Origin of the sequence: Halomonas sp. AOP5-B2-8 (assembly GCF_052376475.1) — a bacterium.
Taxonomy (GTDB): Bacteria; Pseudomonadota; Gammaproteobacteria; order Pseudomonadales; family Halomonadaceae; genus Vreelandella; species Vreelandella casei.
Map to the genome: position 1 here is coordinate 486,307 of NZ_JBQSVS010000003.1, position 20,509 is coordinate 506,815.

A 20,509-nucleotide genomic window follows, 5' to 3' on the forward strand; every position below is an offset into this window, starting at 1 on the left:
CGGCGTTTAACGTCCTGTTGCCATTAACTACTTGCCATATTGGACACAAATTGTTGAATAAGTTCTTCTAGCACCAGCGCAGACTGGGTGTCACGAATCGAGTCGCCGTCTTCGAGCATGTCCGGATCACCGCCTACGCTCAGGCCAATATACTGCTCACCCAGAAGGCCCGCCGTTAAGATAGAGGCAATGGAGTCGCTAGACAGCAGGCCTTCAAGCTCGCTATTCAAGCTCAATACCACGCGGGCATCATACCACTGCTGGTCTAGCTCAATGCTTTCTACCCGTCCTACCGTTACGCCTGCCATGGTGACCCGCGCACGCGGCTTTAGCCCGCCGATATTGGCAAAGTTAGCTTCCAACTGAAACGACTGAGAGGGCGCTGAAAGCGTTAGCCCACTGACGCGCAAGCCGAGGAATACCAGGCCCAAAATGCCGGCAATCATAAACAGGCCAACACCAAACTCCATGCTTTTACTACGTCTCATGAAACGACTCCACCCATCAAAGGCCGCCAAACATAACGGCCGTCATCACAAAATCAAGCCCCAGAACTGCAAGCGACGAATACACAACCGTGCGCGTGGTGGCACGTGAGATACCTTCAGAGGTAGGCACCAGATCATATCCTTGAAAGACAGCAATCCACGTCACTACCAGGGCAAAGACCAAGCTTTTGATCACGCCATTGCCAACATCGTTAACGAAGGCGACGTTAGCCTGCATATTGCTCCAATAGGAGCCTTCAAACACGCCTAGCCACTCAACGCCGACTAAATAACCACCCCAAATACCCACCACGCTAAACCCGACGGTCAGAATAGGCAGTGACACGAACCCCGCCCACAGCCGTGGCGCCACGACTCTGCGCAATGGATCAACGCCAATCATCTCCATGCTGGTTAACTGCTCAGTGGCTTTCATTAATCCAATTTCTGCGGTCAACGCAGAGCCGGCGCGGCCAGCAAACAACAGCGCGGCCACCACCGGCGCGAGCTCACGCAGCAGAGACAGCGCCACCATTTGACCCAGCGCTTGCTCAGCGCCAAAATCGACCAAAATGGTGTACCCCTGCAGCGCCAGCACCATGCCGATAAACAACCCTGACACCAGCACAATAGCCAACGAGAGTACGCCAACAAAGTGCATTTGATGCACCCATAACCGCCACCCCTCCCGAGAGGGAACGCCGACTGCCGACTGGGCAAGAAACACCCCAGCGCGGCCTAAGGCTTCCATTAAATCGCACCCTTTGCGCCCCAGACGGGTAATACGCGCGGTGCCGTTTGAGAATTTTGACTGCATTGACCCTGCCTTTGTACATTTTGCCTATTGTCGTAGCGCGGCTTGCCCCAGAATATCGCGATAAAACGCCTCAGCGGGGTAGTGAAACGGCACGGGACCGTCGGGCTCGCCATGAACAAATTGACTAACCCGTGGATCCTGGTTGATATCCAGCGTATGCGGCGTGCCATGCGCCACTACCTGCCCATCAGCGATCAAATAGAGGTAGTCCGCAATACTCAAGGTTTCTTTAATATCGTGCGAGACCACGACAGAGGTCAGCTGTAGCGCTTGACTGAGGCGCTTAATCAGCTGAACCAAAACGCCCATTGAAATAGGGTCCTGACCAACGAAAGGCTCATCGTACAAAACCAGCTCGGGGTCTAGTGCTACGGCTCGCGCCAAGGCGACTCGCCGCGCCATTCCGCCTGAAAGCTCCGCGGGAGTTAATTCACGCGCTCCACGCAAACCTACCGCCTGCAGCTTCAGCAGCACCAGATCACGCACCATCGTGTCGGGCAAGTCGGTGTGCACGCGCAGCGGAAAGGCGACATTTTCAAACACGTCTAAATCTGAAAATAACGCACCACTCTGAAACAGCATACCCATGCGTTTACGTAGCGTGAACAGCGCTTTGCGTGAGAGGCGATGAACGTCCTGACCATCAATTAAGACTCGTCCTCGGTCCGGCGCCAACTGGCCACCTATGAGCTTAAGCAGCGTTGTCTTGCCGGTGCCACTGGGCCCCATGATAGCAGTGACTTTACCCCGCGGAATCGTCATATTGACGCCACGAAAAATCTCGTGATCGCCACGAGAAAAATAAAGATCTTCAATTTCTATGAAGGGTGTCTCTGTCATAGCTCAGTTGACTCTTAGCGCGACGCGGCTAGGGCTAACTATTATACGCCACTTGCCGCTGCCGCATTTAAAAAAACAGCGTTCTAATACATTATCGAACAACGTACTATAACTCTACTAAGCGCTATCACGCTAACCGATGTTGCGATTATTAAGCACAGCATATCTCAGCACATCTGCCCCAATAGCAGCTGAAGTACTGCCTACTAGCACTGCCAAGATGTTATTCTTAGCGCTTGTCGCCTTTTATATTTTCAATCGCCAAGAGATATCGCTATGCGCCAGCCTCTCGCCTCCCTCAGCTTACTGCGCGAAAGTGCCTTACGTACGCTGCAAATTGAGCAGGCAGCTATTGGTGGCCTGCAGGCCAAGTTAGATGAAAACTTTGACCGCGCCTGCGAGCTTATACTCGCCTGCCAGGGGCGCGTCGTGGTCACTGGCATGGGTAAATCTGGCCATATAGCCGGCAAGCTTGCCGCCACCCTAGCCAGCACCGGCACACCCGCCTTCTTTGTTCACCCAGGTGAAGCCAGTCACGGCGACCTGGGCATGATTACTCGCGCCGACGTTGTGTTGGCCCTGTCTAACTCAGGCGAAACGGCCGAAGTGACCGCCCTTCTGCCGCTACTGAAACGTTTAGGTACGCCGCTGGTCAGCATGACAGGGCGGCCTGGCTCCACGCTCGCTAAGCATGCTGATGCGCATCTAAATAGCGGCGTTGAGCGCGAGGCATGCCCGCTGGATCTCGCCCCCACTAGCTCGACCACTGCCGCCCTAGCGCTGGGTGATGCGCTCGCCGTAGCACTGCTGGAAGCCCGAGGCTTTACGGCAGAAGATTTCGCTCTTTCCCATCCGGGTGGCAGCTTAGGCAAGCGCTTGTTGCTGCGCGTGAGAGACCTTATGCACGATGGCGCACGCTTGCCGCAAATTCCGCTAGGCAGCCCGCTGCGCGACGCTTTATTGGAAATTACCCGCCAAGGGCTGGGCTTTACCTGCGTGGTTGATAGTGACGGTCGTTTAGCCGGGGTATATACCGATGGCGATCTGCGGCGCACGCTGGATCAATACCACAACTTACGCGACGTCTTAGTCGATGATGTCATGACTCGGCCAGGTAAACGTATCGGCCCCGACATACTGGCAGCAGAGGCGGTACGCATTATGGAAGAGGGCCGAATTACGGCACTCGCGGTGGTTGATGAACAACAGCGCCCGGTTGGTGCCTTACATATGCATGACTTGCTTGTTAGCGGCGTTATTTAACGTATTTATCGCAAGATTTAGCGACTTCTTAAAAGAATGGAGGCTTTATGACCCTATCTGCAGCCCTACTTGATCGACTTCGCCGCGTTCGTCTATTGGCGTTAGATGTTGATGGCGTACTCACCGATGGTCGACTTTACTTTCAGGCTGACGGCATCGAAATTAAAGCCTTTCATACTCAGGATGGCCATGGTCTAAAGCTGCTTAAGCGAGTCGGCATCCACGTCGCGCTGATTACTGGCCGCGATTCGCCCATGGTTAGTCAACGTGCCGCAGCGCTGGGTATCGACCATGTCTTTCAAGGCTGCGAGGATAAGCTCGCCACCTTGCGCGGCCTGTGCCAGCGTTTGGATATAGAGCTAGAGCAAGTCGCCTATTGCGGCGATGATCTCCCCGACCTATCGGTTATCAAGCGCTGTGGTGTCGGCATTACCGTCCCCAATGCGCCGGACTATATGCACACTCATGCCGACTGGACAACGGAACGGCTTGGCGGGCACGGCGCGGTACGCGAAATTTGCGATACTCTGCTTGAAGCCCAAGGGCACTGGAGCGCAGTGCTCGACACTTACTTGCACGGCCGCACATAAATGCTTAAGCATCTTAAAACACGCCTAGGATTAACAGGGCTTTTTATCGCCTTGGGCGTGCTATTGGTGTGGCTTGGCCCAGGCGGGCCTCAAAAAACCGCTATCGACCCAGAAGCGCAGGCCCAAGAGCCAGGGCACGTACTTCAGGATGCTGAAATCACTCTGTTTGGCGACAACGGTAACGTCTTGCAATCATTAAAAACACCGCGCCTCATCCATACGCCGCAAAGCGGGAAAACCTGGTCTGAGAGCCCTCAGGCCACCCTGTATGACAGCGATGAGCGCCAGTGGCTAGCCAGTGCCGATGTGGGCACGCTTAATACCAATACGCAGTCCCTCGTTATGTCCGGCTCCGCGCGACTTATTGCGCCAGACGAAGGATGGCAGCTGGATACTGAAGAACTGCACTATGATGGCCTCACTCAACATGCATGGAGCGAGGCACCGGTATTACTGCAACAGCCGCCCCAGCAAATGAATGCTTCACATATGGATGTATGGTTAAACGATAGCCAGGTCCGCTTATCTGACGGTGTGCGCGGCACTCATCCACCGGCCACACAACGCTAACAGGAGTCGCCATGAAAGCACTTATCTACACCGCCCTTTTTGCGCTTGCCGTGCCGCTATCCGCGGCAGCCCAAACCAGCTCGTCTTCACAACAGGCCCCCGTGGAGGTGGAAGCCGACCGCCTAGATCTTGATCAGCGCGCGGGCACCGCCGTCTACACTGGGGATGTCAATATTCGCCAGGGCGAAATGCAGCTGCGCGGCGAACGAGTGGAAATTCAACGCAATGAGGCGGGCGAGCTTTCACGGGCAACGTCGACCGGTGAGCGTGCTTATTTGCGCCATCAGGCCGAAGGGCAAGAAGGCCCGACGGAAGGCTGGGCTCGGCGGATTATTTATCACGTCGCCGAACGCCGAGTGGAGCTCGTTGATCAAGCTGAATTGACACAGCAGGACGACAAATTTACCGGAGGTCGGCTTGAATATTTCATCGACCGTGAAGTGATTCAAGCGCGCTCAGACGTTGAAGGTAGCGAGCCACAGCGTATACGCATGACCATTCAGCCTGAACAATAGAGAGTCTATCGATGGCAACTGCTGACAATGCGCCGATAAAAACATTATATGCCCACCACTTGGCAAAAAGTTACAAACGTCGCCGCGTAGTTAAAGATATTAACTTGGAAATCTCCCAAGGCAGCGTCGTTGGCTTACTCGGCCCTAACGGCGCGGGCAAAACCACGTCGTTTTATATGATTGTCGGGCTGGTCAAATCTGACGCCGGCAAAGTGGGTATTGACGACTTAGATTTAACTCGCGCTCCGATGCATGAGCGCGCAGCGGCGGGCATTGGCTACCTGCCCCAAGAAGCGTCTATTTTTCGCAAATTATCGGTTGCCGATAACATTATGGCGATATTAGAAACGCGCAAAGAGCTCGACCGCCCAGGTCGCGAAGAGCGCCTGGAGGCTCTGCTTGAAGATTTCCATATCACCCATATTCGCGACAACCTAGGCATGAGCCTCTCAGGCGGAGAGCGTCGCCGTGTAGAAATTGCCCGCTCGCTAGCGACCGAACCCGCCTTCATCTTGCTAGATGAGCCCTTTGCCGGGGTTGACCCCATTTCAGTGGGCGAGATTAAAACCATCATTCGCGCGCTGAAACAGCGCCACATTGGCGTTCTGATTACCGATCATAACGTCCGTGAAACGCTGGACATTTGCGATATCGCTTATATTGTCGGCGATGGCCATATCATCGCCAGCGGCCCCCCGGCATCTATCCTCACTAACCAGCAAGTCAGGGATGTTTATCTGGGCGCAGATTTTCGTCTGTAGGCTTATTTTTGCCCATAAATCCCGCCTTATAACGCTTTAACTACCAATGGCATGCTTATTGCACTTGCACCCAGCTCCCACTCGCACTAGGGTAAAGCATTCCGATTAACGAGTGGTTCTCAAATGGTCATGAAAGCTTCTCTTCAACTGCGCATTGGGACACAGCTGACCATGACACCTCAGCTGCAGCAGGCTATCGCCCTGCTGCAGCTATCGACTCTGGATCTTCGTCAGGAAATTCAGCAGGCCTTAGATGCCAACCCCATGCTGGAACAGGAAGATGAGTTCGGTGAAGAGGCCGTAAGCGAGCCTAAAGAGGAGGAGTGGTCAGAGAGCATTCCCACCGAGCTTTCCGTTGATAGCGACTGGTCGGACACCTATCAAGACATTGGCGGCACTGGCAGCAGCAGCGAGGGCCCTGATTTTGAGCGCCAGGCTGCCGAACAGAGCCTTCACGGCCACCTATTGTGGCAACTCGCCATGACCGATTTTAGTGTGCGTGAACAGCTGGTTTCCGAGAGCCTCATTGATGCACTAGATGCCAACGGCTATTTGACCCAGCCGCTTAATGATATTCGTGAAGGGCTACGCGCCCAGGGCATTGATAGCCTTAGCCAGCGCGAAGTCGAAACGACATTATTAAAACTGCAGCAATTCGAGCCCACCGGTATTTTTGCCCGCGACCTGCGTGAATGTTTGATGCTGCAGCTCGCCGCCCTGCCAGATGATACGCCACTGCTGGTGCCTGCTCGTAGGCTAGTGCGTCAGTTTCTTGAAGCGCTCAGCAAAGATGACATGCGCTTACTCAAGCGACGCTTAGGACTCGATGACGAGCAGCTAGCCGATGTCATCCAGCTAATTCGCAGCCTAGATCCACGCCCAGGCAGCGCTTATGGCGTGACCAACGACAGCTACATCACGCCCGACCTGGTGGTGCGTCATGATAATGAAGGCTGGCATTTAGAGCTCAATCAGGACGCCCTGCCTCGGTTAAGAATCCAACCTGATTACGCCAGCCTGATAAAGCGTGCGGACAAAAGTCAGGATAATCAGTTTTTGAAAGAACACCTGCAGGAAGCGCGCTGGTTAATTAAAAGCCTTTCGAGTCGTAACGACACGCTGCTGCGAGTGGGCCGTGAAATCATTACCCGTCAAATCGGCTTTCTCGAACATGGCGAAGAATCCATGAAACCGCTGATTTTGGCCGATATAGCCGCAGCCGTTGAAATGCATGAATCAACGATTTCACGGGTGACAACGCAGAAATATATTCATACGCCGCGTGGCGTGTTCGAGCTGAAATACTTTTTCTCTAGCCAAGTGAGTGGCCAGGATGGCGACAGCCACTCCAGTACCGCGATCCGCGCCCGCCTGAAAAAGCTGGTTCACGAAGAAGCGCCCAGCAAACCGCTTTCTGATAGCCGCTTAGTGACATTATTAGAAGAAGGTGGCATTCAAGTTGCAAGGCGTACGGTAGCCAAATATCGTGAAGCCATGGGCATTCCCTCTTCCAGTGAGCGGCGCCGTTTGCGCTAGGATCTGCCAGGTTGCAGCGAAACTCTCGACAAGGGCTTTGCAACGGGGCAAAAAGGGTTACAATCAAAAGGGCTACATATCTAAGTACTAAGTACAGTCCCTAAGTACGGTTCCTAAGCACGGTTCCTAAGTACAGTCCGATAGATAAGGAGTACGTCAATGCAAGTAAATATCACTGGTCATCACGTAGAACTGACTGACGCCTTGCGTGACTATGTTAATGAAAAGCTTGAACGTGTTGAGCGTCATTACGACAATATAACCACTGTGCAGGTCACCCTATCGGTGGAGAAAGAACGCCAACAGGCAGCCTGCACACTGCATGCAGCAGGCGCTGACTTACATGCAGAAGCCCTAGACAGTGATATGTATGCCGCTATCGATGCGCTAGCGGACAAAATTGATCGTCAACTCGTTAAACATAAGGAAAAAGCACAAGCTCGCGCCCAAGGCGCAGGTGTGCGTTAATTCAATGACGTTGGAAACCATACTCCCCCCAGAGCGCGTTCTTTTCGACGTCCCTGGGGGCAGCAAAAAAAGGGTGCTGGAATTTTTCAGCACCTTTATCGCCCAAAATACGCCCAGTTTAGATAGCCAAGAAGTGTTCAGTCGCTTAATCGGCCGAGAACGCTTAGGTAGCACAGGGATTGGTAACGGCGTGGCTATTCCACATGCCCGCAGCCCTCACTGCTCTACGCCTATTGCTGGTTTTTTAAAACTCTCAGAAGCGATTGATTTTGATGCTATCGACGGCGACCCCGTTGATCTAGTGTTTGTGCTGCTCGTACCGGAACAAGCGGATGACACACATCTCTCTTTGCTAGGCCAAGTAGCCACCATCATGAATGATGCGGATACTCGCCAGCGGCTACGCAAAGCAGGCAGTCAGCGCGAACTACTCGACCTCATTACAACTAAAATTCGTGAGCATTCAGCGGATTAAGCGACAATCAATGACCATCAAGTCCCTATTTAAGCCGTTGGATTAACGCGAAGAGAAACTCTATGCAACTGGTCATCATTAGCGGTCGTTCTGGGTCTGGCAAATCTATCGCCTTACAGGCGTTGGAAGACCTAGGCTACTACGCGATTGATAACCTTCCCGTCATGCTGCTGGGGTCACTGGTCGACGAATTACGCGACCAGAGTGATCGTACCCATCTGGCGGTCAGCATTGATGCACGCAACTTACCGGGGGCTCTTGAACGCCTGCCCTCGCTATTACAAGAGTTGCGCCAGCGCACCATTGATTTCCAAGTTATCTACCTAACCACTGATGCCCGAATTCTTCTAGAGCGTTACTCCGCCACACGCCGCCGACATCCGTTGACGCGCAATAGCGAAATGACCCTTGAAGAGGCTATCAATAAAGAAGAAGAGACCCTGCATGACATACGTGATCTAGCCGATCTATTGATCGACACATCGCGACTGTCAGTACACGACCTACGCCGCCGGATTACTGACCAGGTGGCTCACCAGCAGTGCGACCAGTTGACGTTGACGTTTGAATCGTTCGGTTATAAGCGTGGGGTACCCTTGGATGCTGACCTCGTCTTCGACGTGCGCTGCCTACCCAATCCTTACTGGGACCCAACGCTGCGACAATCGACAGGCCGTGACGCCAACATCGTTGCCTTCTTAAAAGGCTATCCCGTTGTGGATGCCATGAGTAACGATATCCAGGCATGGCTTGAGCGCTGGTTACCGGCTTATCAGAATAGCCAACGTAGCTACATGACCGTTGCTATTGGCTGCACCGGTGGTCAACATCGCTCTGTCTATATGGTGGAGCAGCTAGCAAAAAGCTTAGCGGCTCGTGTGGGCGAAGTTCAATTGCGCCACCGAGAGCTAGGCCTGCAATATACGCTGAGCGAACAACCCCCAACGCCGTTGACCAGTCTCTCCTCGACCAGCGATCAATTACCAACGACTTAAGCACGTCTATTGATTAATGACACCACTCGGCGAAAAGGAACCAGGGTGCCAGAAAGAACACTCACACTCACCAATCAACGCGGACTACATGCCCGCGCGGCGACGAAACTAGTTAAATGCGGCCAACAGTTCACGGCTAATATACGTGTCTATAAGCAGCAGCAGGCTGCCGATGCCGCTAATATTATGTCGCTATTAATGCTCGCCGCCCCGTGCGGTACTGAGCTAGCTATACACGCCGAGGGCGACGACGCAGAACAGGCGCTTGATGCGATTCAAGCGCTGTTCGAGGCTCGCTTTGAGGAAGATCAGTAGCCATTTACGCCGATTAGTTACCGGCTACTGTCATCGCATCAATCAACCAGCTACCCGTGTGCACGCTGCCACGGGTATCGGTATCATCACCAATGCCCACTAGGCCCGCGAACATCCGCTCCAGATTACCAGCGATCGTAAACTCTTCGATCGGGTATTGAACCTTACCGTTCTCGACCCAAAAGCCGGCCGCCCCACGGGAGTAATCGCCGGTAACGCCATTAACGCCCTGGCCCATCAGCTCCGTCACCCAAATACCTTTCCCCATCTCTTGCAGCAGTGCTTCGCGAGGCTTCAGCGGTGCTGTCAGGCGTACATTGCGCGCCCCACCAGCATTGCCCGTAGTCTGCATACCCATCCGCCTAGCGCTGTAGGAAGACAGCATATAGCTTTCGATACGCCCCTCATCGATAAAGCGATTATTGCGCGTTTGCACCCCTTCGCCATCAAACGGTGAGCTCGCGGTAGCGCCCACTTCCATGGGTCGCTCTTCAAGGCTAAACCAGTCGGGAAAGAGCACAGTACCAAGCCGATCACATAAAAAAGATGACTGGCGATACAACGCTCCACCGGCGATACCGCCCAACAAATGCCCGATCAAACCACCGGATAACGACGGATCAAACAGCACTGGAAAGGTCCCCGTGGGCGGACGCTGAGCACCCAGCCTACGCAGCGTGCGTGCGGCGGCTTCACGCCCCACGTCAGCGGGGTCACGCAGTGCTCTGGGATCACGCGCAGAGGTATAGTCGTAGTCACGCTGCATGCCGCCGTCATCTTGAGCAATCAGCATGCATGATAGTGAATGGCTACTGCCTTTTTGAGTGCCTAAAAAACCATGGCTATTGGCATAAACGCGCACCCCTTCACCGCTGGACAGCGAGGCACCATCCGACTGAGAAATACCTTCCACGTCACGCCCCGCCTGCTCGCAGGCAAGCGCTAATTCAATCGCTTCATCCGTGGTAAGCGCCCAAGGATAGTGCACTTTCAAATCGGGCAGCTCGCTTGCCATCAGCGCCGCATCGGCTAGCCCTGCGGCGGGATCTTCACCGGTATATCGAGCAATCGCCAACGCTTTCTCTACGGCGGCCTGAATCGACGCGCTGCTGGCATCTGTAGATGAAGCGCTACCCTTACGCTGTCCTACGTAAAGCGTCACGGCAATACCCTGGTCTCGGGATAGCTCAACCGTCTCAACTTCGCCCAGACGCACGCTCACGCCTATACCCTGATCCACGCTTGCGCCCACTTCGGCGGCATCTGCGCCCATACGTTTTGCCAACGCTAGCGCCTCTTCGGCCCGCGCGGTGAGTAGCGACTGCTGCGCGGATGCATCAAATGCCTGTGCCATATGGCCTCCTTTTTCGCCGAATCTCTCTCAATAGAATGTCTTTGGCGAATCAATGTTGTACTCGCAGCTGGTATAATGCCGCAACGAATCTTGTCTGTGAGTCACATTATGCGTAAGCAACGTCCCGATCCAGTTGAAGTAGAAGAACAGGAAGAACGCCCTAGCAAGTCGCAACTCAAACGCGAAATGCATGCCTTACAGGCACTTGGGGAAACATTGATCGCTATGCGACCAGCAGAACGCGCCCGTTTCCCCCTCTCTGACGATATGCTGCGCGCAATTGAAGAAACCGCACGCATTCGTTCTCATGAAGGTCGCCGACGTCATATGCAGTACGTTGGCAAATTAATTCGTAAAGAAGATCTCACTGCCATTCAAGGCGTATTCGATTCCATTGATCAGGAACAAGAGCAGCGCGATCACGCCTTTCATCGCCTCGAAAAATGGCGCGAACGCTTAATTGACGAGGGCGATGAGGCTGTCGATCTGTTCATGACTGAACACCCCGACGCCGATCGTCAAACGCTGCGTCAGCTCATTCGCAATGCCCAGCGAGAACGCGAAGAGGGCAAGCCGCCAACGAGCTCGCGCAAGCTCTTCAAACACCTGCGCGAAACCCTGGCACTTTAAGCCCGAGCGTAAGACAGCGCTTACGAATGAGTACCGCCGACCGTCAGCTCATCCAACTTGAGGGTGGGCTGACCAACACCGACCGGCACCCCTTGTCCTTCTTTACCGCACACACCAATCCCGGTATCAAGGGCCATATCGTGACCGATCATCGAAACGCGCCCCATCGCCTCAGGGCCATTGCCAATAAGCGTTGCGCCTTTGACCGGCACAGTCACTTTGCCATCTTCAATTAAGTAAGCTTCACTGGCGGAAAATACGAACTTACCCGACGTTATATCAACCTGGCCACCCGCAAAACTTACTGCGTAAATGCCACGTTTTACGCTTTTGATAATGTCACTAGGCTCATCCTGACCAGCCAGCATGACGGTATTGGTCATTCGCGGCATCGGCATGTGAGCAAATGACTCGCGCCGAGCATTTCCTGTCGGCGCCATTCCCATCAAGCGAGCATTGAGCTTGTCCTGCATGTAACCGGTCAAAATACCGTCTTCGATAAGCGGCGTGTATTGGCCAGGTGTACCCTCATCATCGATACTCATTGAGCCACGACAATCGGCTAGCGTCGCATCATCTACAATATTGACGCCCTTCGCGGCGACCCGCTTGCCCATCTGCCCCGAAAAAGCGGAGCTTCCCTTACGGTTAAAATCCCCTTCAAGACCGTGGCCCACGGCTTCATGCAGCAAAATACCCGGCCATCCTGACGCCAAAACCACGGGCATTTGACCCGCGGGCGCATCAACGGCTTCGAGGTTCACCAGCGCCTGACGCACAGCTTCTTTAGCATAGCGCTCCGCCACCTGCTCATCACGCAGCTTTGCCATTGAATAACGGCCACCGCCGCCCGCGCTGCCGCGCTCACGACGACCATTTTTAACGGCAATAACGCTAACGTTAAAGCGAACCAACGGGCGAATATCCGCCGCCAGAGTGCCATCGCTGGCACGCACCAATACGACTTCATAGGTACCGGAGAGAGAGGCACTCACTTGGCTAATACTCGGGTCCGCTGCACGCGCCACGCAATCGGCCTGCTTGAGCATGGCCACCTTATCTTCCGCGCTCAGACCTGCCAATGGATCAATCCCGACATAGCGTGACATAGCAGACACCGGGCGGACCAGTTGCCCAGGCAGGCGCTTACCGCTGCGCACAATGCCTGCCGCGGTGCGGCCAGTATCCATTAGCGCATCGGCGGTAATTTGATTTGAGTAGGCAAAGCCGGTTTTTTCACCCGCCAATGAGCGCACGCCAACCCCACCATCAATGCTGTAGCTGGCTTCTTTTACTTCGCCATCTTCTAATACCCAGCCTTCTTGCCAAGTACGCTGAAAATACAGATCAGCGTAGTCTATGCCCGCGCCCATCGCGTAGCCAAGCCCGGTTTCCAGAGCATCTAAATCCAGCCCCCCGGGTGTCAACAAAATGGCGGCAGCCGTGTCTATATCACTTTTATATACGGTCATAGGGGGCCCTCTAAAGTAACCTGCGGCGAAGTCCAAGGGCCTCGCACGCGATAATGAAGTGTCGTGACCCGATCTAGCGCGTCACCAAAAAGCTTGTCTGCGATGAATAGCGCACCGCCAACAATGGGCGCACCGACAGCAATTGCCGCGATAGGTAAACTTTGTGTCACTGGCAGTGTGACGCCAAGCCGCTGATCAAGTTCACGCGTAACCAGGTCGACATTGCCGGTAAGCGTTAAGGTGGTAGCCGGGGCATCAATTTCCAATGGCCCTCGCAGCGTTAGCAGTCCACCGGTGACATCGGCAGTACCACTGACACTGTCAAACGCCGTGCCTTGGCCGGTAACGTCAGAAAAATCTAAGCGTATGCGGCGTAAAATATTATCGAAATTGAGCAGTCCGATTAAACGCGCAGGCGCAGATTCTAGGGTGGCAAAACGGCCATCACGCATATCCGTGCTTAGGGAGCCATCGGCATTGCGCAAATCGAGCTGCCAAGGCGCTCCCGGCCAGTTCAGCGATGCTTTTACGTCGGTACTGCGGCTACGCATCACCACAGGCTGATCAAGCCGCTCAAGCGCCGTGCCGATGTCTCCACCTTGAATAGAGATATCCGCCCAAGTGTGGCTGGTGGTTGAATCTCCTTCCCAGTGAAGCTCGCCACGAGCGGAAAGCTGCCCCATGGTGAGACCGACTGGGGTCAGCGAAAACCGCTGCCCGTCGGTTTGCCAATACGCGGTCAACGGACCAAAGCGACGCGTGCCCATGGCAATCTCTGCTAAGCGTAAACGGCCATTCGGCACATCGGCCAGCCACTCGGGAATCACCGTCGGCGGCTTGCGCTGGGTCTCAACCGCCTGCCACCAGGAATCGGGTGCTGGCGTCTCGCTGTCATGCTCGACATTAGCGAGTTTCAACAAACGGTCTAGCGCAATGCCATCAATCGCAATATCCAGCGGCTGCGGCGAATCACCATTGTACAGCAAATGCCCGGTGACTAAATTACCGCCCACATCAAGATCGACCTGGCCGCCGCTGACACTACCTGACGCGTTGACATTGCCTAAACATTCCGCCTGATAAACCACACAGGACGTTGTTAGCGAGACATTCAGCGGCATTTGGCTATCTGCGCCACTCGGTTGAGATGCGCTTAGCGCCATCATTGGCTTAATAGCCTGCTGCCACGCCAGTGGATCAATACGCGGCACATTCGCAACGAGATTTATCCCAGGCTGAGCTGGCCAAGCAGGCACTTGCTCTGCGGCACTGCCCAGATGCATCGTGCCGGCCAGCGCTTGATGACCGAACAGCCCTCGCGCAGAGAAAATATCAGCTAAGCGGCTTTCAATGCGTCCGGAATCGATATCCGCGGTCAACACCCATGGCCAGGGCTGCTGTGACGTTTTTGCAAAGGGTTCAGGTAGGTGGCTAGTAACGCCGACTAAACGACTTTCCACTCTCACGGTCGGTGTGGGCAACAGGCCAACGTGGCCCTGCCACTGTAGCTGTCCCTCTAGCGGCAAGCGCCCCTGGCTATCGTCTAACCCAGCCAAACCGAAAAGTGCCGCCGTCGCAACGCTACCTTGCAGTTGAATCCCGTCGCCCAGCGTATCAATATCGGCGTTTATTTCACCGCCCAAGACTTGGCCACTCGCCGTGCCAACCAGCCCTCCGTTTTCGCCATTTTGTAACCAGCGTAGATCCCCTTCGGCCGACCGGAGACGCACCCCCAGCGGTAGATAAACAATCTCAGAGAAGCGTGGCTGCGCATTGATTTCTAGCTGAAGTGTCTCGGGCGTTTTCAGCGGCAGCGAAAGCGCAATATCGCCATCAACGTCACCGGTTATCCGCAAATCACTCAGCTGCGAAAGATCAATATCAGGCATGGCCTGAAGAAACGACATAAGCGCCGAGCCTTCCGACTGTAATTCCCCGGAGAGCTTAAGCGTCTCATCTTCCATTACCAGCTCGCCCTTGGAAGCTGCCACGCCATGGCTCTGGGCACGCTCTATCTCCGCTTTTAACACTTTATCCTGCCACTTGAGGCGGCCCTCAATATCGTCAAGGCGCGGCCAGCCGGGCGCAATGGGCAAATGTCCTTGGGTAACGGCCAGCGCTAGCGTCGCGGTAAAGTCATCAGCGCCGACGGTTTCACCAATCGGCAAACTCAGCTGTAATGATCCTTCGGTCACGTAGCCGCCAATATCATCAAGCAGCCAGTCCTGAAGCTCATTATCCATAACACTTAGCGGCAGCCATTGAGCCAACGGGCGTTCAAGGGCATCCACATCGCTAAAATCAAGGTCTAAACCAAAATGACCGCGCTGATTACCGCTGACCAATCCGAAGCCACCCGACACCTGAGCCCCATCCCACTCAACGTTTAGCTGCTTGCCGCTAACCATCGTGTTAGGGCCGTCGTATACCCACTCAACCTCTCCTTCGGCGCTTTGCAACTGCATGGGAGCGGCAAAAAACTCGGGGAAATAAAGGGTGCTGTCGCCGTCACTACTAAACTGCACACGACCGCGAAAGTCACGCGCTTGAACCCAGGCATCAAGCGGGCCGCCGCCGGGCACCTGCTCCCAAGGCGATACTTCGACATCGCTAAGGGCGGCGTCTACTCCCCAACGACCATCCTGCTGCCCCACCTGCAGCCCCTGCACCTGACCGCGCGGCGAAAGCGTTTGCAAAACGCGCGTCAACGATTCGGGCAGCAAGACATAGTCACGCCAAGCAGTAAGCGATGCGAGTTCAAAGGCACTGGTGCGCACTTCCCACCGACCCGGCTGATGCGTGGCATGCCAATGTCTCGGCAAGGCGGGTCCAACGCTAGCACCAGGCGGCTGCGCCCACTCGACCCTGTCCGCATCGCCACTTAGCCATGCCTCACCGCCATCACCGTCGCGCTGCCACAAACCGCTGGTTTTAATATCCCTTAACACCGCGTACTGAACGTCATGGCGCAGCGTCAGTTCAGGAACTTTGACAGAAACCCTCGCCTCTTCAAGACGCCCGGCGCTCCAACGTCCCCACAGCCGCGCACTGCCACCCGCCTGCTCTAAATAAGGCATATGATCGGGGCGAAACATAGCGGCTAGCACGACCAATTGATCTAACTGAATATCCAACTGCAAAGCAGCCGAAAAGTCGCTAAAGCCATGCTGGCCAGGCTGCATTTCGACCTTTATTTCAGCCGCAGGCAGAGCAATCTCGTGTGCCTGCTGCAGTGACTGTGCAATATTGATAGCACCTTCAAGCCTCGTACGCCGCTCATCACCGGTCAGCAGCAGGGTCTGGGCATGCAGCAGCACGGTATCTTCCCGGCCATGCAACACGACACGCGTGTCATCGACCCACAGCCGTTGGCGCAAAATTAAGCCCGTCCAGTCGTCGACAGTGGCTAGATCCATATCGGGGTCAGGTGCCAATAGCGGGAGCTTAGCAGGCTCAGGCCACTGCCACGCTGCGCCGGCGCCCTGATAAAGATGAAACTGCGTGCCGGTAATGCGAGCGTCGCTAAAGATCGGCGCTAAATTGGCAAGTGACGCCCATGTATCCAGCTGCAAGCCCGCATGGTCCAGCGAAAACAGCGCCTGACCATCCGGCGTCTCCGCATTAACGCCGTCAAGACTTAACAGCAGATCATTACGAGAAAGAGATAGCGACATGCGCTCGATAGTGACAGGCACGCCGATACGCGCTTCAAGCAGCGCTTCAATACGCGGGGTTAAGGCATCGGACTGGCTCATCACCAGGCGGAGTAACAGCAGCAGCACGGCGATGCTGCCCAATACCCATGCCGTGGCCGCCAAGCTCCAACGCACCAGTAAACGAGTCTGCATGATTTACATCAGCACGATATCGTACTGCTCTTGGGAATAGTGCTGTTCAACCTGAAAGCGAATCGTTTTGTTGATAAAGGTTTCCAGGTCTGCCACCGCCGCTGACTCCTCATCCAGTAACCGGTCAACGACTGACTGCGAGGCAAGCACCATGTAGGTTTCAGCACTGTAGGCGCGCTCTTCGCGCAGAATCTCCCGAAAGATTTCGTAGCAAACGGTTTCTGGCGTTCTCAGCGTTCCCCTGCCACTGCAGGTGGTGCAAGCTTCACAGAGCGTTTGCTCCAAGCTTTCGCGGGTACGCTTGCGGGTAAGCTGAACAAGCCCAAGCTCTGTGACGCCCGTGCACTTGGTTTTAGCATGATCGCGCTCTAAAGCTTTTTCTAAAACGCGCAAGACCTGGCGCTGGTGCTCAACGTCAATCATATCGATAAAGTCGATAATGATGATGCCACCCAAATTGCGTAGCCGAAGCTGGCGAGCAATCGCTGTTGCCGCCTCCAGGTTGGTTTTAAAGATAGTCTCTTCAAGATTGCGGTGGCCGACATAGCCACCGGTATTAACATCGATGGTGGTCATTGCCTCGGTCGGGTCAATCACGAGATAACCACCAGACTTCAGCTGCACCCTACGACCCAATGCCTTTTGGATCTCATCTTCGACGCTATAGAGATCGAAAATGGGCCGCTCGCCAGGATAATATTCAATGCGATCAACGGCATTGGGCATGAACTCTTCAGCAAACTCAACTAACTTGACAAAATTTTCACGCGAATCGATACGCACTTTTTCGATGTCATCACGCATCACATCACGCAGCGTGCGCATGAATAGCGGCAGGTCATCATAAATAACGGTTTGTGGGGCCGCACTGACTTTCCGCTCGCTGACGTTACGCCATAGTCGCAGCAGAAAATTCATATCGCCTTTAAGTTCTTCGTCGCCCACACCTTCGGCCGCCGTACGAACAATAAATCCACCCGTCACTTCTAGCGTTTGCTCGCTAATACTGGCATCCAATAGCGCCTTTAAGCGCTCACGCTCATGCTCATCTTCAATGCGCTGAGAAACACCGTGGTGTGGTGAATCAGGCATATAAACCAAGTAGCGCGAAGGGATCGAAAGATGTGTAGTTAAGCGCGCACCTTTACTGCCAATAGGATCTTTGGTCGCCTGCACGACGAGCGCCTGACCTTCATGTAGCAGTTGAGCGATCGTTTGCTGCTCATCCTGAGGCGTGCCGGGCGGCATCACTTCATGCACATGAATGAAGGCTGCGCGCTCAAGGCCAATATCGACAAAAGCAGCCTGCATACCAGGCAGCACGCGTACCACTTTGCCTTTGTAGATATTGCCCACGATGCCACGCCGTCGGGAGCGCTCGATCAGTGCCTCTTGCAAAACGCCATTTTCCACCAGCGCAACGCGGGTTTCCATTGGCGTTAAATTGATGAGAACTTCACCGCTCATGCACAAATCCTTATAGGTTGACGTATTCCTTGCTAGCGATACATGCGCCGATCTACCCATGCTTAGCGCGTTAAATGCACTGCCAAATAGGAACTCCCTGTCGGCGTAGCAAGCTCGTCGTCTCAAATAGCGGCAGCCCCACTACTGCAGAATGGCTGCCTTGAATCTCTTTTACAAATATCGATGCTAAACCTTGGATGGCATAGCCTCCCGCTTTATCAGCCGGCTCACCGGTCTGCCAATAGGCAGAGATTTCCTGCTCGTTAATTACGCGCATCGTTACTTGAGTGGTGACGCAGCAAGAGAGCATACCCTCCGGCCCGGTCACGGCTACTGCCGTGAGCACTTGATGCGATCGCCCTGACAATAGGCGCAGCATCGAGGCTCCATCTTGAGCATCCGCCGGCTTACCTAGAATACGCCCATCAACAGCAATAGCGGTATCGGAACCTAAGGTTGGCAAGTCAGTAAGCGACATAGCCGCCTCTACTTTGGCAATCGCTAAGCGACTCACATAGGTCGTCGCCGACTCCCCAGTTAGCGGCGTTTCATCAATATCACAGGGATGAACCGTTACCGGCACCCCGATGGAGGCCAGCAAAGCACGCCGACGCGGCGAAGCGGAGGCCAGGCACAAGACCGGCACTGAAGCGCTCATGAAGCGGCTAACCGGCGTTCCAATGCCTGAAACATCGTGGATAGCCAAGGCCACAGCAGAGCGCTAATCAAGGAAGGAATCAAAAAGGCCAAATGGATCGAAAAATCGCCCACGATAGTACGCAACCATTGCGCAACAAGCTGCACTAAACCAATGAGCACCAGCACGAGCGCCGACTGCTGCACCAGCGAATAGGCGCGGAATCGGGGGTATACCAAGGCACATAAAAAAGCCAGCAGTGCATAAACCATCGCATGCTGGCCTAGCGCAGTGCCTTCTATTAAATCCATCAAGATACCCAGCACAAAGCCGTGAAAAACGCCGACTCTATCGGGCGTGCGCATACACCAGTAGACCAGCATCAGGCCCAGCCATTCAGGGCGATATACCTGCCAGCCATCGGCCAGCGGCATTACTTGAAGGCACAATGCTAATAACAGGCTTAGCCAAACAAACAACAGCGGAACAATCGGTGCGCGGGCCATCAGGGCACCTCTTGGGATGATACATTTTGATCGGGATTGGATAGTTGAAGCGAAGAGCGCAGCGCTGCTGCGGAAATATCCAACGTCTCATCCCATGCATGTTCGTCAATCTCTTGCTGGGGAGGTGGAAAAAGTAGCAAGAAGTGGCGCGAGCGCTGCAACTGCGCCATTGGCTCAGCCGTTACGCGTGCAAAAGGTTGACCCGGATCATGATAGACCTCGGTCACTCGGGCTACGGGATACCCGGGAGGAAAGCGCCCGGCCAGGCCTGACGTGGTTAGCAGATCACCCTCACGAATGTCTGCAGTATCCGGCACGTGCATTACATTGACGCTGCTGTAGCGCCCGGCACCCTGCACAATAAAGCGCAGACCGTTGCGATTTAGCTGCACAGGCAAAGCATGGCTGGCATCGGCCAATAGCAGTACGCGGCTAGAGTAAGCCGAAACCGCCGTAATTTGGCCGACTAAACCCGATGCATCGATGACAGGCTGTCCCACGTAGGCACCGTTGCGGTGCCCGCGATTAACCACCATTTGATGGCTGAAGGGATCGTTATCCAACGACAACAACTCGGCGGTGATATAGGGAATGTCACGTCGCTCGGCGGCATTGAGCAAATCACGTAATTCGCTATTTTCTGCCGTCAGGTTAGCCATACGCTGACCGCGATGGGAAAGCGTTAGGATTTGCTCGCGCAGACGACGGTTTTCGTCCACCAGCGCCTGCTGATCGGAGAGCGCAAGCGAGCCCCAGTTCAATAGATCGCTAGGCACACTAACGATCCATTGAACAGGCGCCACAACCATCGACATTTGCGCGCGCACCTGCTCCATACGCGTGAAATGATGGTCGACAAACATCAAAGCACTGGCGGCCAACGCGCAAAAAAACAGCCGGTAGCCCGGCAATGGCCCGTGCGAAAACAGCGGTTTAATAGGCAATCCCCCCGCATTAACCGC

General features: G+C 54.7%; 21 protein-coding genes. 11 read left to right on the forward strand and 10 right to left on the reverse strand.

What is annotated here, in order from left to right; genetic code table 11:
- Positions 1-23: 23 nt before the first annotated feature.
- The 3 genes from mlaD to ACT3RP_RS09845 are packed head-to-tail and all read right to left on the reverse strand — an operon-like array spanning position 24 to position 2,145.
- On the reverse strand, positions 24-488 hold the full coding sequence (gene mlaD, locus ACT3RP_RS09835) for an outer membrane lipid asymmetry maintenance protein MlaD (protein ID WP_483393711.1): 465 nt from the start codon (positions 486-488) through the stop codon (positions 24-26).
- 16 nt (positions 489-504) lie between these two features.
- Positions 505-1,305 carry a lipid asymmetry maintenance ABC transporter permease subunit MlaE gene (gene mlaE / locus ACT3RP_RS09840; protein WP_096280762.1) on the reverse strand — a complete coding sequence of 267 codons (801 nt, stop codon included), beginning with the start codon at positions 1,303-1,305 and terminating at the stop codon, positions 505-507.
- A 24-nt stretch (positions 1,306-1,329) separates the two neighbouring features.
- On the reverse strand, positions 1,330-2,145 hold the full coding sequence (locus ACT3RP_RS09845) for an ATP-binding cassette domain-containing protein (protein WP_483393712.1): 816 nt from the start codon (positions 2,143-2,145) through the stop codon (positions 1,330-1,332).
- Between the two features lie 276 nt (positions 2,146-2,421).
- Here ACT3RP_RS09845 and ACT3RP_RS09850 point away from each other — a divergent pair, with 276 nt between their 5' ends.
- The 10 genes from ACT3RP_RS09850 to ACT3RP_RS09895 all read left to right on the forward strand — a co-directional run bounded on the left by ACT3RP_RS09850 (position 2,422) and on the right by ACT3RP_RS09895 (position 9,633).
- Positions 2,422-3,408: a KpsF/GutQ family sugar-phosphate isomerase gene (locus ACT3RP_RS09850; RefSeq protein ID WP_096280768.1), complete on the forward strand. Its 987-nt coding sequence runs from the start codon at positions 2,422-2,424 to the stop codon at positions 3,406-3,408.
- 47 nt (positions 3,409-3,455) lie between these two features.
- Positions 3,456-3,998: a KdsC family phosphatase gene (locus ACT3RP_RS09855; protein ID WP_096280771.1), complete on the forward strand. Its 543-nt coding sequence runs from the start codon at positions 3,456-3,458 to the stop codon at positions 3,996-3,998.
- The gene (gene lptC / locus ACT3RP_RS09860) at positions 3,999-4,568 is read left to right on the forward strand and encodes an LPS export ABC transporter periplasmic protein LptC (RefSeq protein WP_483393713.1); all 570 of its coding nucleotides are present in this window, start codon (positions 3,999-4,001) and stop codon (positions 4,566-4,568) included.
- Between the two features lie 11 nt (positions 4,569-4,579).
- Positions 4,580-5,083, forward strand: coding sequence for a lipopolysaccharide transport periplasmic protein LptA (lptA, locus tag ACT3RP_RS09865; protein ID WP_096280776.1), 504 nt, complete (start codon positions 4,580-4,582; stop codon positions 5,081-5,083).
- 11 nt (positions 5,084-5,094) lie between these two features.
- Positions 5,095-5,844 (forward strand): LPS export ABC transporter ATP-binding protein, encoded by a 750-nt coding sequence (gene lptB, locus ACT3RP_RS09870; RefSeq protein ID WP_096280778.1) that lies wholly within the window; start codon positions 5,095-5,097, stop codon positions 5,842-5,844.
- Positions 5,845-5,967: 123 nt separating this feature from the next.
- Positions 5,968-7,380, forward strand: coding sequence for an RNA polymerase factor sigma-54 (locus ACT3RP_RS09875; RefSeq protein ID WP_096280782.1), 1,413 nt, complete (start codon positions 5,968-5,970; stop codon positions 7,378-7,380).
- A gap of 159 nt (positions 7,381-7,539) precedes the next feature.
- Positions 7,540-7,848, forward strand: coding sequence for a ribosome hibernation-promoting factor, HPF/YfiA family (gene hpf, locus ACT3RP_RS09880; RefSeq protein ID WP_007114683.1), 309 nt, complete (start codon positions 7,540-7,542; stop codon positions 7,846-7,848).
- A gap of 4 nt (positions 7,849-7,852) precedes the next feature.
- The gene (locus tag ACT3RP_RS09885) at positions 7,853-8,323 is read left to right on the forward strand and encodes a PTS sugar transporter subunit IIA (protein WP_483393714.1); all 471 of its coding nucleotides are present in this window, start codon (positions 7,853-7,855) and stop codon (positions 8,321-8,323) included.
- Positions 8,324-8,385: 62 nt separating this feature from the next.
- Positions 8,386-9,318 carry an RNase adapter RapZ gene (rapZ, locus tag ACT3RP_RS09890; RefSeq protein ID WP_096280788.1) on the forward strand — a complete coding sequence of 311 codons (933 nt, stop codon included), beginning with the start codon at positions 8,386-8,388 and terminating at the stop codon, positions 9,316-9,318.
- A gap of 45 nt (positions 9,319-9,363) precedes the next feature.
- Complete coding sequence (locus ACT3RP_RS09895) at positions 9,364-9,633, forward strand: HPr family phosphocarrier protein (RefSeq protein ID WP_096280790.1); 270 nt, start codon at positions 9,364-9,366, stop codon at positions 9,631-9,633.
- Between the two features lie 13 nt (positions 9,634-9,646).
- On the opposite strand, the gene pmbA is transcribed toward ACT3RP_RS09895, so the two are convergent.
- Entirely contained in the window at positions 9,647-10,987 is a 1,341-nt protein-coding gene (pmbA, locus tag ACT3RP_RS09900) for a metalloprotease PmbA (protein WP_441684038.1), read from the reverse strand.
- Positions 10,988-11,095: 108 nt separating this feature from the next.
- Here pmbA and yjgA point away from each other — a divergent pair, with 108 nt between their 5' ends.
- Positions 11,096-11,617 carry a ribosome biogenesis factor YjgA gene (yjgA, locus tag ACT3RP_RS09905; RefSeq protein ID WP_096280795.1) on the forward strand — a complete coding sequence of 174 codons (522 nt, stop codon included), beginning with the start codon at positions 11,096-11,098 and terminating at the stop codon, positions 11,615-11,617.
- Positions 11,618-11,637: 20 nt separating this feature from the next.
- Here the strand turns inward: yjgA and tldD are convergent, their stop codons facing one another.
- The 6 genes from tldD to mreC form a co-directional block, all read right to left on the reverse strand.
- Entirely contained in the window at positions 11,638-13,089 is a 1,452-nt protein-coding gene (tldD, locus tag ACT3RP_RS09910) for a metalloprotease TldD (RefSeq protein ID WP_444671745.1), read from the reverse strand.
- On the reverse strand, positions 13,086-16,937 hold the full coding sequence (locus tag ACT3RP_RS09915) for a YhdP family phospholipid transporter (protein WP_483393715.1): 3,852 nt from the start codon (positions 16,935-16,937) through the stop codon (positions 13,086-13,088). The genes tldD and ACT3RP_RS09915 overlap by 4 nt, the downstream gene beginning before the upstream one ends.
- 3 nt (positions 16,938-16,940) lie before the next feature.
- Positions 16,941-18,404, reverse strand: coding sequence for a ribonuclease G (rng, locus tag ACT3RP_RS09920; protein WP_096280804.1), 1,464 nt, complete (start codon positions 18,402-18,404; stop codon positions 16,941-16,943).
- A 70-nt stretch (positions 18,405-18,474) separates the two neighbouring features.
- Entirely contained in the window at positions 18,475-19,062 is a 588-nt protein-coding gene (locus ACT3RP_RS09925) for a Maf family protein (RefSeq protein ID WP_096280807.1), read from the reverse strand.
- Positions 19,059-19,547: a rod shape-determining protein MreD gene (mreD, locus tag ACT3RP_RS09930; protein ID WP_096280809.1), complete on the reverse strand. Its 489-nt coding sequence runs from the start codon at positions 19,545-19,547 to the stop codon at positions 19,059-19,061. Before mreD ends, ACT3RP_RS09925 begins: the two co-directional genes overlap by 4 nt.
- Positions 19,547-20,491: a rod shape-determining protein MreC gene (gene mreC, locus ACT3RP_RS09935; protein WP_096280812.1), complete on the reverse strand. Its 945-nt coding sequence runs from the start codon at positions 20,489-20,491 to the stop codon at positions 19,547-19,549. Before mreC ends, mreD begins: the two co-directional genes overlap by 1 nt.
- Between the last annotated feature and the right edge of the window lie 18 nt (positions 20,492-20,509).